Genomic DNA, 14,756 nt, shown 5'->3' with positions numbered 1-14,756 from the left:
GAATCGTTCCAGTCTATGCTTCGTCTTCGACGTCCTTGGCGGTCGGATCCCATTTCACGATTCCCACGGCGATGGCTCCGGCCAGCGGCGCGCAGGCGACGATCCAGAACACTCCGGTGCCCAGTGAGGCCGCGAGGATCGGGAACATGATGAGCGAGACGATCGAGAAGGCCCGCAGCACGGACTGGTTGAATCCGATGCCGATGCCGCGCAGCCGTGTCGGGTAGGACAGCGTGGCGTAGTTCATCAGGTTCGCGCCGGGTCCGCCCGCCTGGGCGAAGACGAAGGCGGCGAGCATCGCCACCGAGACGAGGACGAGCGCCCCGCTGGGGATGCCGACGACGGCGAGCAGGGCCAGGGCGATCGCCTGGATCACGAAGCCGACCAGCGTGATTCGGCGGGTGCCGAAGCGGTTGACGATGGTCATGCCCAGCAGTCCGCCGATCGCGCCGAAGCCGAGGTTGATGATGAGCGAGGACACGATCGTGATCAGCGGGGTCTGGTGGAACAGGGTGGTGATGATGAGCGGGGTGCCGTAGGCGACGGCGTTGTAGCCGAAGGTCGAGAACACGGAGACGCAGAGTGCGACGATCGTGCGCACCCGGTAGCGGGGAGCGAAGAGTTCGGCGAAGCCGCTCCACTGTCCTCCCGCAGGCTTGGTCTGAGCTCCTCCGGTCGCGGATGAGCCGCCGAGGGCGTCGGGGGCGAGTTCGACTTCGAGGTTGTGATGGGTGCGCATGACGTCGACGGCCGCACGCAGATCACCCTGGTTCGCCAGCCATTCCGGTGATTCCGCGAGGTAGCGGCGGCGCACCAGGAGCACGATGAGCGCGGGGACGGCTCCGAATCCGACGACGATGCGCCAGAGGATGGCGTGCTGTTCGTAGGGCAGGCTGATGAAGATGATGAGCACGACGAGGTAGCCGATGCCGGTGGCTGTGTACCAGGCCGGTGACCAGGCGTTGACGCGCTGTGAGCGGTTGCCCTTGCCCTTGAGTTTGGAGAACTCGGCGAGGAAGGCCATGGCCACCGGCAGGTCGAGGCCGACCCCGATGCCCATGACGAATCGGAAGGCGATGAGCACCCATTCGTTCGGTGCGAGTGCGCAGCCGATGGCGGCGACGACGAAGAAGACCATATCGGCCATGAACAGCTTGTAGCGTCCGAAGCGGTCCACGAGGTACCCGCCGAAGAGGGCGCCGATGACGGCCCCGATCATGATCGAGGCGTTGACCAGCCCGGTCATGAACCCGGAGAGGCCGAACTGCTCTTGGATCGCGGTGATGCCGAAGGCCAGCGAGGAGAAGTCGTAGGCGTCCATGAAGATCCCGCCGAGGGCGAGGATGATCACGGCCTTCGTCTTCGTGCCTTGGGAGCCGAACTCGGCGAGGATCGCATGGATGTCGGAGGCGCTGCGGACGGTGCGGGTGTTCACCGCACCGGCGGCGATGTCTGGATTGCTCACAAGCGACGATTATGACGCTTCGAGTCGACGCCGCCGCAGTCATGCGTCACACGGCGTCACTCATGTGCGCAGCCTCACAGGTGCGATTCACACGCGCCGCTCACTCCAGTTCGGCTCCGCGCTTCTCCGGGAGCAGGAACATCGCGAGGAACTGGATGACGTAGATCAGCGGCAGCAGCGCGAGAGCGAAGCCGAAGCCCAGGGATCCGGCCAGCAGCGCGATGACCATCGGGGCGAGTCCGCCGAGGGCGCGTCCGATGTTGAAGATGACGTTCTGCGCGGTGGCGCGGATCGCGGTCGGGTACATCTCCGCCAGCAGTGCGCCGTGGCCGCCGAGCATGCCGTTGGCGAAGGCTCCCATGAAGAAGCCGCCGGCGAGAAGTGCGCTCGGGTCGCGCAGCTGGCTGTAGACGAGGATCGAGACGATGGCCCCGCCCTGGAAGATCCTGAAGGCGGGTCGTCTGCCGAGTCGGTCGGCGACCTGGCCGAAGATGAGGATGCCGGCGAGCATGCCGATCACGGTGACCGCGGTCCACAGCGACCCCTTGGTCACGCCGAGGTCCATCTGCTCCGAGAGGTAGTTCGGCAGCCAGGTGATGATGCCGAAGTATCCGAAGTTCTGCACCGTGGTGAGGATCGTCAGCGCCACCGTGATCTTGACCGTCGCACGGTCCTTGACGAGTGCGCGAAGTTTGGCGGCGAAGGACTCATGATCTTTCGCCTCAGCTCCGCCGCCCTCGTCCTGCTGTGAGCGCACGAACGTCTCGGGCTCTTCGACTCCGCGGCGGATGACGAAGGCGAAGAGTGCGCGGAAGAGCCCGATGACGAAGAGCGCCCGCCACCCCCAGGCGGCGATGACCGGGCCCGAGACCACGGCGGCGGCGAAGACTCCGAGTTGGAAGCCCACGCCCACCCATGAGGTGGCCCGCGCACGCTGGTCGGCCTTGACCGCCTCGGCGGCCAGTGCCATGCCGATGCCGAACTCGCCTCCGATGCCGATTCCGGCGATGAACCGGTAGACGGCGAGGTCCCAGTACCCCTGGGCAAGGGAGGAGAGTCCCGTGAACACGGCGAAGATGATGACGGTCCAAGTGAGGACCTTGACGCGTCCGAGGCGGTCGGCGAGGGCGCCGAAGACGATGCCGCCGAGGACCGCTCCGAGGAGGGTGATCGTCGACAGGGAGCCTGCCCGGACGTCGCTGAGTCCGAAGGAGGCGATGATTCCCGAGAGGGCGAAGCTGAGGATGAGGAGGTCGAAGCCGTCGAGTCCGTAGCCGATGGCCGCTGCGAAGAGGGCCTTGCGCTGGTACCTCGGCGCCGAGGTGGTCACGAGTTGGGCTGGGACGTCGCTGCGCGCATGCGGGATCCTTGTGAGGTTCGGCGGATCGGAAAATGGCCGCAGACCATTATCCACCAGACACGACCGGCCGGTGAACTCGCGCTGTCACCGGCCGGTCGCGACAGTGTGGTGCCTAGACCGCGGCGCCCTGTCCCAGTCGGAATCCGGCGCCCTTGTGGTCCTCGGGCAGCCGTGGTCCCTGCCCGGTGAGCTGCTCGCGCACCGTGGCTCCGGCGACCGGTTCGGGCAGCAGTCCGCGACGGCGCAGTTCGGGTGAGACGTACTTCGTGAACCGCTCGGCGTCGGCGGGCCGGACTGCCGCCGCGATGTTGAACCCGTCGATGTCGGCCTCGGTCATCCACCGTTCGAATTCGTCGACGATCGTCGCCGGGGATCCGGTGATGACGGGTCCGCGGCCGCCGATGGCGACGAATTCGGCGAGGTCGCGAATCGTCCAGGTCTTGTCTCCGGCCATCGTGGTAAAGGAGGCGAGCGCCGACTGGTTCGCATCGGTGGTGACGTATTCGAGCGGATCCTCGGGTGCGGCTCCGGACAGGTCCACACCGGTCCAGCCGCCGAAGAGGGAGAGCGCGGATTCGGTGTCGACGTAGCGCGTGTAGTCGGCCAGTCGCGCCTCGGCGGCCTCATCGGTGTCGTCGACGATGACGGTGGCGAGCGCGAAGATCTTCACGCTGTCACGGTCACGGCCGCGCTCCTCGAGGCCGTCGCGGACCTTGTCGACCCAAGTGCGCAGGATCTGCGGTGTCGGTCCGGAGAAGAAGATCGCCTCGGCGTGGTCGAGGGCGAACTCCTGACCGCGCTTCGACGCTCCAGCCTGGAACAGCAGCGGCGTGACCTGCGGTCCGGGGAGGGCGAGCGCCTGACCGGGGACGGAGAAGAACGTGCCGTCGTGGTTGATGTCGTGGACGTTCTCGGGGTCGACGAAGACGTTCGCCTCGGCGTCGGCGCGGAGGGCGTCGGGGGCGATCGAACCCTCGAAGAGCTTGTACATGATGTCCATGTACTCATCGGCCCGGTCATAGCGCTCGTCATGCGGGATCTGCCCCTCGAGCCCGAGGTTGCGGGCCGCGGAGTCGACGTAGCTGGTGACGATGTTCCAGGCCACGCGACCGCCGGTGAAGTGGTCGAGGGTCGTCAGGGTCCGCGCCAGCAGGTAGGGCTGCTCATAGGTCACCGAGGCGGTGACCCCGAAGCCCAGCGTCTTGGTCGCCGCTGCCATGGCGGGCACGGCGACGAGCGGGTCGAGCAGCGGGAACTGCACTCCCCCGCGGTTGGTGACATCTGCGTTGCCGCCGTAGACGTCGTAGACGCCGAGGATGTCGGCGAGGAAGAGCGAGGAGAAGCCGCCCTCTTCGAGGGTTGCGGCCAGGTCGGTCCAGAAGGACAGCTGGGTGAAGTCTTCGACGCGGGACTCCGGGTGCCGCCACAGTCCCGGCGACTGGTGGACGGGGGTCATCATGTCGAAGGCGTTGAGAGTGATCGGTTTCGTCATCGTATTCCTCTTTCGTGGTGAGTCAGGACGGTCCGGGGTGTCACGCCTCGGCGGGGGCCCGGTTCCGGGCCTGGTCGCGTGCCGGGTCTTTGGCGCCGAGGGCGGCGATGAGTGAGAGCAGACACAGCAGGGTGAGGTAGCCGCAGATCAGCCAGGGTGACTTCCCGCCGGCGACGTAGAGCAGGGCTGCGACCATCGGCATGATTCCGCCGCCGATGACAGTGCCGAGCTGGTAGCCCATGTTCACTCCGGAATAGCGGACCTCGATGGGGAACTGCTCGGCGAACCAGGCCGCCTGGGGGCCGTAGATGGCGTCGTGGGCGAGGTTCATGCCGAGGATGACGACGATGGGCAGGAAGGCCAGCGGACCCGCGTCGAGGAAGGCGAAGAAGATCCACCCGAACACGGCCACGCCGATGATGCCGCCGATCGTCACCTGTCGGCGTCCGACCCGGTCGGAGACCCAACCCCACAGAGGCCCGGTGAAGAGTCCGATGGCGGAGGCGATCATCACCGCGGTCACTCCCGAGGTGGAATCGTCTCGGTTCTCTGCCAGATAGCTGAGCATGTAGACGGTGATGAGGTAGAAGACGCTGTTCTGGGCCAGGCGGAGTCCGATCGTCACCAGCAGAACGCGGGGGTGCTGGGTGATGACATCGCGCAGGGGCGCCTTGGCGACCTTGCCCGAGTCCTTGAGTTCCTGGAACTCCGGTGCATCGGCGACGCCGAGACGGATCCAGAGTCCGAGCCCGACGAGCAGGGCGGAGGCGAGGAACGGGATGCGCCAGCCGAAGGAGGCGAACTGCTCCGGGGTGAGCAGATTCTGCACGAGGAAGAAGGCGCTGGTGGCCAGGAGCATGCCCGCAGCCGAGCCGATCTGGGTGAAGGAGCCGAAGAACCCGCGTTTGCGCACGGGTGCGTGTTCGACCGAGAGCAGTGCCGATCCGCCCCATTCGGCGCCCGCGGAGAGGCCTTGCACGATGCGCAGGACGACGAGGGCGACGGCGGCCCACCAACCGATGGACTCGAAGTTCGGCACCAGGCCGATGAACGTCGAGGCGATTCCCATGGACAGCAGGGAGACGACGAGAAGGGCCTTGCGCCCCACCCGGTCTCCCAGATGTCCGGCGATGATTCCCCCGAGAGGGCGGGCGAAGAATCCGACGGCCAGGCTGGCGAAGGCGGCGAGGCGGCTGCCGAGTTCGCTGTCGCTGGGGAAGAACTGGACGTTGAAGATCAGGGCGGCGGCGGTGCCGTAGAGGTAGAAGTCGTACCATTCGATCGTGGTTCCGGCGAAGGCCGAAGCCAGCACCCGCTTCTTCCCGTCGAACACCCGCCGAGGCGGGTCTTCGGTGATGGTCGCGGCTGACGATGATGTCACGACGGGTTCTCCTCGCGGTCGGGGTTCACGACAGGTCGTTGAGCAATCTAGGGACTGCGAGTCGAGGCGCGGTCGATTTTCGTCATCACGAGACTTTGAGTGTCATACGGGGACACATGTCATTTCCCATGACGGAATGCCGGTGCTTTTGTCCCGAAACTTTGCCATGATCAGAAAGACGAACACAGATGCGCTGAGCGAAATTCATGGTGAACGGAAATGCGGAGGCAGAGGAATGACTACCCACACGGTGACGCCGACGAACCTGCGTGAGACCTTCTCGCACTTTCCGCAGGGTGTGGCACTGCTGTCTGCGGAGATCGACGGTGCACCGCTGGGGCTCGTCGCCTCGACGCTGACCGTGGGCGTCTCCCTCGACCCTCCCCTGGTCAGTGTCGCCGTCCAGAACAGCTCGGCGACCTGGCCCACGTTGCGCACGGCCCCATCCTTGGGCATCTCGCTGCTCGGCATGCATCAGTCTGCCTTGGCTCGTCAGCTGGCATCGAAGGACCGCGACCACCGCTTCGACGGCATCGACCCCGATATCGCCTCCGATGGGGCGCTGACGATTCCCGGCAGCCCGGCCCGCCTGTGGACGCGCCTGCACAGCGAGCTCGAAGCCGGCGACCACACCGTGGCGCTGCTCGAAGTCCTCGAGGCCGATGACGCCGCCGGCACCGAGGCGCTCGTGTTCCACCGCAGCGAGTTCAAGGGACTGCGCGTGTCCTGACAACAGCGCCCGCTCTGACGGCGTGCCCTGACGGCATCGCCCCCTGCCATTGACTCTCACTCGAACACGTGTTCGAATGAGAGCATGCGGTGGAACCGTCAGAATCAGACCGAGCAGGTGGCCGGACTCTTCGGAGTCAACGGGCTGCTGCGCACGGTGCGCGCCCCGGAGTTCGCGGGCATGGCCTTTCATGAGGTGCTCGCGAAATCGGCCCTCAATCGGGTTCCGCCGGCGAGCTCGATGCCCTTCACCTGGACGGTGAATCCCTACCGCGGCTGCTCGCATGCCTGCGTGTACTGCTTCGCCCGCAGCACCCACCGATACCTCGACCTCGATTCCGGCGAGGACTTCGATCGGCAGGTCATCGTCAAGATCAACACCCCGGAGGTGCTCGCCGCCGAGGTGACCAAGCCGAAGTGGACGCGCGAGCTCGTCGCCCTGGGGACGAACACCGATCCCTATCAGCGAGCGGAAGGTCGTTATCGGCTGATGCCGGGCATCATCGCCGCGCTGGCCGAGCACGGCACTCCGATGTCGATCCTGACCAAGGGGACCCTTCTTCGCCGCGATCTGCCGCAGCTCGCCCGGGCCGCCGAGGACGTGCCGGTCGAGATCAGCATGTCCATCGCCGTCCATGACGACGAGCTGCAGCAGGCACTCGAACCGGGCACCCCGACCACCTCGGCGAGGCTGGCGACCGTCCGCGCCGCGGCGGACCTCGGTTTCGAGGTCACGGTCTTCCTCATGCCCGTGCTGCCCAAGCTCACCGACTCCTTCGAACACCTCGATGCCGCATTGTCGGCCATCAGGGAAGCCGGGGCTTCCCGCGTCGTCTACGGCGCGCTGCATCTGCGGCCCGGAGCACGTGAGTGGTTCTTCTCGTGGCTCGAGCGCGAACATCCCGAGCTCCTCCCCCGCTACCGCCGCATGTATGCGCGATCTCCCTATGCTTCGAAGGAGTACCGGTCCTGGCTGGCGGCGAGGATCAATCCGCTCATCGATCGCTACGGCCTGCGCGGATCGGGCGATGACGACTATCCGAAGACGGCACGAACCGCTCGGCGCCCGAACTCGGCCGGCCACGTTCAGGCACCCGCCGTCGAACTCCAGCCTCCCCTGCAGCACGCACTGTTCTGATCGGCGAGCAGAGCCCCGCGACCGCAGACGGCTCGCCGCGGCGTCCAGGACAGACCGGCACGATGACTCAGTGGCGATGGAGGCGGACGTATTCGCCCGGAGTGACACCGAATTCCTTGGCGAACGCCTCGATGTAGCCGCCGGCCGTCGCGAATCCGACCGTGGAGCCGACCAGATGTACGGGAGTTCCGGCCATCAGCGAGGACAGGGAGGACAGCAGCCGCGTCCGTGTCCGCCAGCGCGCGAATCCGTGTCCGGTCTGGGACTCGAACGCTCGCGCCAGCGTCCGTGAGCTCACTCCCTGGAGGGCGGCCCAATCGCTCAGCGATCTCTGCCCTCCCGGATCCGCAACGATCGCCTCGGCGACGGCGCGGGCCGCGGGGTGAACGGGCAGCGGCAGCGTCGTCTCCCTGTCATCGGCATCGCCGAGCAGATCGAGGAGCAGACGGGCGCACGCCTCCCGCCGAGTCGGACTCAGCGCTCGGCCGGGAATATGCCGCATGATCTCTGCGATGAGCGGATCACGGCGGAGCGCCCGGGTCCGCGCCCATTTCTCTCCGGTGGGGCGGAGCCTCGGGTTGAGGTAGATGCTCACGGTCGCTCCGGGGCCCAACAGCCGGCTCGAATGGAGGGTTCCGGCCGGAATCCACACCATGGTGTCGCTGTGCACGAGCCACCGATGGCCCCCGACGACGACTTCCATCCCGCCGTCGGGAAACCAATAGAGCTGATCCTGGTCGTGGCTGTGCGGCGCGAATGACTCGGCGGAATGTTCGGCGCCGGAAAAAGTCGCATCTGTCACTTCAGCGGCATCCTGGGCTGCCATGCTCCCGTCTTCTCCGTTTCCTGCTGACATTTCAGCCCCTCTCTTCGTCACAGATGACAGTACCGTGTCATCTCACCTTCATCACTGTCCGATCGACCGAGTGGAGTCCCGTGGCGGTTGAGGATAGCCTTACCTGCAGATCGGACCGCGCTGGCCGGCCGATACTCCCAGCGACCAGCATTCCCGGAAGAGAGCCTCCATGTCCCTGCGTCACAGGATCAGACCCGCCGCGCCGCTCGTCGCCATCGCGACCGCACTGCTGGTGACGGCGTGCTCCTCGTCCCCATCGGACCCCCAGTCGGATCCGAGCGCTTCCGACTCTGCGGGCGGATCCTTCCCTGTGACCGTCGACCACGCCTATGGCTCGACCACGATCGAGGCCGAACCGAAGTCGATCGTCACACTCGGCCTCTCCGACCAGGATCCTCTGCTGGCACTCGGTGTCGCACCGACGGCCGTCGCGCCCTGGTGGGGCGACTACGAGTACGCGACCTGGCCATGGGCGCAGGACGAACTCGGCGATGCACAGCCGACGGTTCTCAACGGCGGCGTCCGCGATGATTCCAATCCGCCGATCGAGGAGATCGCCGAACTCGAACCCGACCTCATCATCTCCCTGTACAACGGCACTACGAAGGAACAGTACGAACAGCTCTCCGAGATCGCTCCGGTGGTCGCCCCGGACGAGGAGTACACGAACTTCTCGATCACCTGGCAGGAGGCGACCCGAGCAACCGGAGAGGCCCTGGGGCGAGAGGAGGAGGCTCTCGAGCTCGTCGACGAACTCGAGGGATCATTCGCCGATATCGCGAAGGAGCATCCCGAATTCGCCGGCAAGGAGGCGATCGTGGCCGAGAGATTCGAAGCCGGCGAGTCCGTCGTGCGGACCGGCAATGACGTGCGCGCCCAGTTCTTCTCTCAGCTCGGATTCACCGTGCCCGAGGCGATTGCGGAGTTCAAGCCGAACGATGCCGGGGAGGTCTATGTCCCCGACGAGCGCATCGATGAGCTCTCGAAGGACCTGCTGGTCTGGAACGCGGGCTTCAGTCCCGAGGCGAAGAAGACCGTCGAGGATCTCGGACTCTATCGGGATCTGCCGGTGGTGCGCGGTGATGACGTCCTCTGGGTCGAAGACGAGGTCGTCTCCGGCGCGTTCAGCTGGGGAACGATTCTCAGCCTCGACTACGCACTCGACGAGATGGTGCCGCAGATCAGCCGCACGCTGAAGTAGGCCCCGCGCCCTCTCGCGGCCCAGGGCGCGGGCCGGGAATAGCCTCGCCTCAGATGGGGTTGTCTGTGTCATGAAGATCGAGATCTGGTCGGACATCGCATGTCCGTGGTGCTACATCGGCAAACGTCGTTTCGAGACCGCTCTGAACGGGTTCGAGCACAGGGACGGCGTCGAAGTCGAGTGGCGCAGCTTTCAGCTCGACCCGACGCTGCCCGCCCACTATGAGGGCACCGAGACCGACTACCTCAGCCGGTCCAAGGGCATGCCGGCCGAGCAGGTCGAGCAGATGTTCGCCCATGTGGCGAAGGAGGCCGCCGGCGAAGGCCTCGACTACGATTTCGGCTCGATCGTCGTGGCAAACAGCTTCACCGCCCACCGATTCCTCCACCTCGCCAAGACCCACGGGCTGATGGCCGAGGCCAAAGAGACGCTGCTGTCGGGTCACTTCGAACAGGGCCGGAACATCGGGGACGTCGACTACCTCGCCGAGGTGGGGCAATCCCTCGGCATCGACGCCGAGGAGACCCGTCGCACCTTGTCCGGGGACGATTACAGCGCCGAGGTGAAGGCCGATATCGCCGAGGCTCAGGCTCTCGGCGCGAACGGAGTCCCCTTCTTCGTCATCGACCGCAGATACGGAATCTCCGGCGCTCAGTCGCCGGATGCCTTCGCCCATGCGCTCGAGACCGCCTGGGGTGAGAGTCAGAAGCTCACCGTGCTGACCGGCAACGGCTCGGAGAAGGACTCCCCGTCAGGCGAGACGTATCCCGATGGAGCGGTCTGCGGTCCCGAAGGCTGCAACTGACCCCGAGACTTCGCCCGTCCGGCGCAGCTGGGAACACTGACCATGATGCGCCTGGGTACGGGGCGACTCAGAGGTAGGGCACTGCCGGGTAGCGGATCGCCCCATCGGGCGCGGTCACGGGGCCTGCGAGCATTCCCGCGGCGGCGTCGATGAGGAACCGTCCGACCTGCTCCCATGTGCCTTTGTGTTCGCCGTCGTTCATCTTCGCCTCCTGGTCGGCGCTGACACCGATGACCATGTGCGCGAGCAGATAGGCCCGGCCGCGAAGCACACTGGTCGGGATACCCTCGACATCGCCGCCGAAGAATCGGAGATCCTCGGGCAGACCGGACTCCGCCACCACGGACCTCATGATCTCAACGGCCGAAGGCACGGTTCCCACCTGCGAAAGGAACTGAGCACGCCAACTCGGCGACGGCAGCCCGGCGAAGACGGCGAACAGCGGACCGAGCCGGGCACGGACGAAGTCGTGGATGCTCGGGGCGCTCCCCAGCCCGGCGATGACCTCCTGCCTGTGCACGGCCACCTCGGCGACATGCCGCTCGACAAGCGCACGCAGAAGACCGTCACGACCGCCGAAATGGTAGGTCACGGCCGAATGATTGGCCGCACCGGCGTGCTCGACGATGCGGCGGTTCGAGACGGCGTCGATGCCGTGGACGGCGAACAGCTCCTCCGCGGCGTTGAGCAGCGTTTCCCGGGCCCGGTCGCTCTGCAGTCCCATATCCTCATCTTCCGTCATCGCCGGACCACCGCGAACACGGCGGTCGAACGGCCTCGGCGCTCCGGCCTCACCACCCGAAGAGCCCTCGGATGGACCGCCTCGGCGAGTACTGACATCACGATGGCAAATCCGTGACGATTTCACAATTCTAAGTCACATGTCTTAAAGTGGTCGAGTTCAAGGTGGTCGACGGCGATCACTCGACTTCCGCGATACCTGGAGGACGACAGTGACCACACCACCGCCACGCACTCGCCGAGAGGCACGAGGGCTCGATCCGCACGACGCCTCGGATTCGGCTGAGCTGGGCTCGGATGCCCCGGATTCGGCCGACACCACCGACGCACATGCCCGCACCGACGCGGTCGACGCCGCTGCAGCGGCGAAGCGTGCGAAGGCCGAGCTGATCGGACGCACGGTCGCGATCTTCGTCATGCCCCTCATCTTCGTGGGCATGATGATCACGGGTTATCTCGGCACCATGCACTCCCCCACAGCCAATGACATGCCCGTCGTCGTGGCCGGCTCGGATACGAAGGCGGCAGACACGAAGTTCACCCTCGACGGAAACGAACCCGACGCACTCGAGGTCGACACCGTCGACGATGCGCACACCGCCCGCCAGATGGTCGTCGATCGGGAGGTCTCGGCAGCCGTCGTCGTCAAGGGCAAGACGGCCACCCTGTACACGGCAAGCGGCGCCGGAGCCCAGCAGGCGACGACGGTCACCGGACTCGTCATGCCCACCCTCCAAGACGAAGGCCTCGAGATCGAGACCGAAGACGTGGCCCCGCTGCCCGACAACGACCCGACGGGTCTGGGTGCCATGTTCCTCATGACCGCGATCGTCATGGCCGGGTATCTGCCCTTCAGCGTGCTCCGTTCGAACTCGCCCGAGCTGCTCAAGTTCAAGCGCATCGTGCCGATCCTCGGCGCGTGGGCGGCGGTCATCGCCGGTCTGGTCTGGACGGTCACCTGCCCCATCCTCGACATCGTCGACGTCAAGGACACCGTCGCCGTCCTCGGCGTCGCCTGGTTGGGTGTGTTCGCGATCGCCTGCGTCCAACTCTTCATCACCCGACTCTTCGGTTCGATGGGGGTGATCTTCGGCATCCTCTTCCTCATGGTCCTCGGCATGCCGTCGTCGAACATGTCCATGCCGGTCTACACCATGCCGCCGTTCTACCGCTTCACCCACGAATTCCTGCCGATGCCCGCCATCGGCGAATCCCTGCGCTCGGTGCTCTATTTCAACGGCACCGGCGTCACCGGCCATCTCCTCGTGCTCGCCATCGGTGCCGTCGTCGGGCTGCTGCTGACGAAGGGCTACGACTTCGTCTCGCACCGGCGCAACCCCGATCCGCAGCCGCTCACCGTCAACATCCCGTCCCTGCACGGCGGCCGACGGCCCGATTCGAAGGTGCTGCGCTACATCTCCCTCGCGATCTTCCCGCTGGCCATGGTGACGATGATGATCACCTTCATGCTCGGCGCGATGGGCTCACCCACACCCAAGGACATGCCGGTGACCGTGGTCGGCTCCTCGAGCGAGCAGGCCAAGGACACGATCGCCGACCTCGAGAAGAGCATGGGCAAGGACATGTTCGACTTCACGGCCACAACCGATGAGGACGAGGCTCGCGCCCTCGTCGAGGACCGGGACGAGGTCGCCGCCCTCGTCCTGCCGACGGAGCAGAACCCGGACTTCACCCTCATCGCCAATGAGTCGGGCAACAACAGCGCCTACCGTGTCGTCAATCAGGTCTTCGACCAGGTCGCCTCCGCTCAGGACATGGACCTCCAGGTCGACGACGTCGCTCCGCTTCCCGATCGGGACAAGAACGGCGTGGTCGTCATGTACGTCGCGATGGGTTGGGTCCTCGCCGGGTTCATGGTCGTCATCGTCGGTGCCAATGCAAACCCGTGGAGTCGTCCGCTCAAGCGGATGCTGCCTCTGACCGCGGTCTATTCGCCGTCCATGTCTCTGGTCGTCGCGCTCATCGCCGGGCCGATCACCGGTGCCGTCGACGGACATTTCGCGCAGCTGTGGGGAGCCGGAATCATAGCGATCTTCTGCATCGCCATGTTCGCCATGGTCTTCGAGCGGCTCATCGGCATGCTCGCGATCATTCCGGTCATCGGCACGCTCATGTTCGCCGGCATGCCGGCCTCCAACGGCGCGATCTCGGAGTACATGACGCCGACGTTCTTCTCCACACTCCACGACGTCCTGCCGATGCCGGCGGCCGTGGAGACGATTCGGTCGATCATCTACTTCGATGGTGATGTCGTCACCGAGCATCTGCAGGTCCTCGGACTGTGGGGACTCGTGTCGCTGGCGTTCGTCTTCCTCATCGACAGCGTCAAGCCGCCGCGAACCGAGCACGATTTCGGCAATCTCCATCTCGAACAGGAGCGCGAGAAGGCCAAGCAACGGGCCAAGCAGGCAAAGGCACTCGAGGCCTCTGCGCCCCTGCGCACCGTTTCGGCACATCGGAGCCCGGCGAGCTCGCAGACCGTGCGTTCGACGGTCGTCGAGGACTCCCCCGGCGAGACGAGTTCTCCCTCTCAGGCAGCTTCCCCCGCCGAGGCAGCCGACCGCCGCGTCGCGCCCACCGCCGGTGATGGCCTGAGCCACCGCCGCACCGAGGCATTCGCCGATCCTGCGGCAGGCGAGTCGGCGCCTGGCGACGAACACGAGTGGATTCCCTCGACCGTGTAGGCGCTTTCTCCTCTCAGTGCAGACGACTGTGGGACCCCGAGCTGTCGGCCGGGGTCCCACAGGTCTAATGTGAGGTGCACTATGGGTTCTCAGATCGATCTCTTCAGTTCCACCGGCCTCATCGAGGCCGAGCTGCTCCTGGCCAGCTTCGTCTTCTGTTCCCTCATCGGGTTCGAACGTCAGTTCCGCCAGAAGAGCGCCGGCTATCGCACCCATGTGCTCGTGGGCATCGGCACATGCGCGTTCACCTTGGTCTCGGCCTACGGCTTCGCCGGAGTCCTCGACAACGATGTCCGCCTCGATCCCTCGCGGATCGCGGCGCAGATCGTCTCGGGCATCGGCTTCCTCGGTGCCGGAGTGATCTTCAAGGGTCGGAATATGGTCCGGGGCCTGACCACGGCCGCCACCATCTGGGTCACGGCCGCCGTGGGCATGGCCTGCGGCGCCGGGATGGTCACACTGGCGGCGATGCTCACGGCGCTGCACCTGCTGACTCTCTTCGTCATTGCTCCCCTGATCCGTCGGATCCCGGACAGCGATCACCGCAAGCTGCTGCGCATCGCCTACCGGGACGGCTCGGGAATCCTGCGCGACATCCTCGCGGTTGCAAGCACCATGGGGTTCTCGAACACCATCGTCGACTCCAAACGCTTCGACTCCGCCGAAGGGGTGAAGATGGTCCAGATCGATGTGAAGTTCGAGGGCAAACCGCCCCTGCACATGCTCATTCCCCCGCTGATGGAGCTGCCGGGGGTCGACAAGGTGAGCATGCGCGAGGACCGGGTCCACTCCGTCGATGAGGACGGCGACACCGTCTGATCAGACGAGCCGACATCTGGCGCCGACTGTTCGCCTTCGGCCCAAGGGATGCCTTCGACCCGAA

At 65.8% G+C, this 14,756-nt stretch carries 12 protein-coding genes; 6 read left to right on the top strand and 6 right to left on the bottom strand.

Annotation, left to right across the window (positions count from 1 at the left end; all coding sequences use genetic code 11):
* Nucleotides 1-13: 13 nt before the first annotated feature.
* The 4 genes from CV023_RS00830 to CV023_RS00815 all read right to left on the bottom strand — a co-directional run bounded on the left by CV023_RS00830 (nt 14) and on the right by CV023_RS00815 (nt 5,698).
* Entirely contained in the window at nt 14-1,465 is a 1,452-nt protein-coding gene (locus tag CV023_RS00830; RefSeq protein ID WP_230743576.1) for an MFS transporter, read from the bottom strand.
* A 100-nt stretch (nt 1,466-1,565) separates the two neighbouring features.
* Nucleotides 1,566-2,879 (bottom strand): MFS transporter, encoded by a 1,314-nt coding sequence (locus CV023_RS00825; protein ID WP_230743575.1) that lies wholly within the window; start codon nt 2,877-2,879, stop codon nt 1,566-1,568.
* 58 nt (nt 2,880-2,937) lie between these two features.
* Nucleotides 2,938-4,317: an LLM class flavin-dependent oxidoreductase gene (locus CV023_RS00820; protein WP_230743574.1), complete on the bottom strand. Its 1,380-nt coding sequence runs from the start codon at nt 4,315-4,317 to the stop codon at nt 2,938-2,940.
* A gap of 40 nt (nt 4,318-4,357) precedes the next feature.
* Entirely contained in the window at nt 4,358-5,698 is a 1,341-nt protein-coding gene (locus CV023_RS00815; protein ID WP_230743573.1) for an MFS transporter, read from the bottom strand.
* 235 nt (nt 5,699-5,933) lie between these two features.
* Between CV023_RS00815 and CV023_RS00810 the strand changes: the two genes are divergently transcribed.
* Nucleotides 5,934-6,428 (top strand): flavin reductase family protein, encoded by a 495-nt coding sequence (locus CV023_RS00810; protein WP_230743572.1) that lies wholly within the window; start codon nt 5,934-5,936, stop codon nt 6,426-6,428.
* Nucleotides 6,429-6,512: 84 nt separating this feature from the next.
* Nucleotides 6,513-7,565 carry an Rv2578c family radical SAM protein gene (locus CV023_RS00805; protein WP_230743571.1) on the top strand — a complete coding sequence of 351 codons (1,053 nt, stop codon included), beginning with the start codon at nt 6,513-6,515 and terminating at the stop codon, nt 7,563-7,565.
* 67 nt (nt 7,566-7,632) lie between these two features.
* On the opposite strand, the gene CV023_RS00800 is transcribed toward CV023_RS00805, so the two are convergent.
* Complete coding sequence (locus CV023_RS00800; protein WP_230743570.1) at nt 7,633-8,391, bottom strand: helix-turn-helix domain-containing protein; 759 nt, start codon at nt 8,389-8,391, stop codon at nt 7,633-7,635.
* A 199-nt stretch (nt 8,392-8,590) separates the two neighbouring features.
* On the opposite strand from CV023_RS00800, the gene CV023_RS00795 reads away from it, so the two are divergent.
* Nucleotides 8,591-9,622, top strand: a complete 1,032-nt coding sequence (locus CV023_RS00795; RefSeq protein WP_230743569.1) for an ABC transporter substrate-binding protein — start codon at nt 8,591-8,593, stop codon at nt 9,620-9,622.
* Nucleotides 9,623-9,692: 70 nt separating this feature from the next.
* Nucleotides 9,693-10,427 (top strand): DsbA family oxidoreductase, encoded by a 735-nt coding sequence (locus tag CV023_RS00790; RefSeq protein WP_230743568.1) that lies wholly within the window; start codon nt 9,693-9,695, stop codon nt 10,425-10,427.
* 67 nt (nt 10,428-10,494) lie between these two features.
* Here the strand turns inward: CV023_RS00790 and CV023_RS00785 are convergent, their stop codons facing one another.
* On the bottom strand, nt 10,495-11,151 hold the full coding sequence (locus CV023_RS00785) for a TetR/AcrR family transcriptional regulator (protein ID WP_230743567.1): 657 nt from the start codon (nt 11,149-11,151) through the stop codon (nt 10,495-10,497).
* Between the two features lie 229 nt (nt 11,152-11,380).
* Between CV023_RS00785 and CV023_RS18935 the strand changes: the two genes are divergently transcribed.
* Complete coding sequence (locus CV023_RS18935; protein WP_230743566.1) at nt 11,381-13,873, top strand: ABC transporter permease; 2,493 nt, start codon at nt 11,381-11,383, stop codon at nt 13,871-13,873.
* Nucleotides 13,874-13,954: 81 nt separating this feature from the next.
* The gene (locus tag CV023_RS00775) at nt 13,955-14,692 is read left to right on the top strand and encodes an MgtC/SapB family protein (RefSeq protein ID WP_230743565.1); all 738 of its coding nucleotides are present in this window, start codon (nt 13,955-13,957) and stop codon (nt 14,690-14,692) included.
* Nucleotides 14,693-14,756 lie beyond the last annotated feature (64 nt).

Origin of the sequence: Brevibacterium sp. CCUG 69071 (assembly GCF_021023135.1) — a bacterium.
GTDB lineage: Bacteria > Actinomycetota > Actinomycetes > Actinomycetales > Brevibacteriaceae > Brevibacterium.
The sequence above is the reverse complement of the archived record's forward strand: the minus strand, read 5'-3'. Positions and strand labels throughout refer to the sequence as shown.

What these genes read in the sequence shown, in the direction of transcription:
- CV023_RS00820 (WP_230743574.1), bottom strand. Translation starts at nt 4,317, where the DNA reads ATGACGAAACCGATCACTCTCAACGCCTTCGACATGATGACCCCCGTC.
- CV023_RS00810 (WP_230743572.1), top strand. Translation starts at nt 5,934, where the DNA reads ATGACTACCCACACGGTGACGCCGACGAACCTGCGTGAGACCTTCTCG.
- CV023_RS00805 (WP_230743571.1), top strand. Translation starts at nt 6,513, where the DNA reads ATGCGGTGGAACCGTCAGAATCAGACCGAGCAGGTGGCCGGACTCTTC.
- CV023_RS00800 (WP_230743570.1), bottom strand. Translation starts at nt 8,391, where the DNA reads ATGGCAGCCCAGGATGCCGCTGAAGTGACAGATGCGACTTTTTCCGGC.
- CV023_RS00795 (WP_230743569.1), top strand. Translation starts at nt 8,591, where the DNA reads ATGTCCCTGCGTCACAGGATCAGACCCGCCGCGCCGCTCGTCGCCATC.
- CV023_RS00790 (WP_230743568.1), top strand. Translation starts at nt 9,693, where the DNA reads ATGAAGATCGAGATCTGGTCGGACATCGCATGTCCGTGGTGCTACATC.
- CV023_RS00785 (WP_230743567.1), bottom strand. Translation starts at nt 11,151, where the DNA reads ATGGGACTGCAGAGCGACCGGGCCCGGGAAACGCTGCTCAACGCCGCG.
- CV023_RS00775 (WP_230743565.1), top strand. Translation starts at nt 13,955, where the DNA reads ATGGGTTCTCAGATCGATCTCTTCAGTTCCACCGGCCTCATCGAGGCC.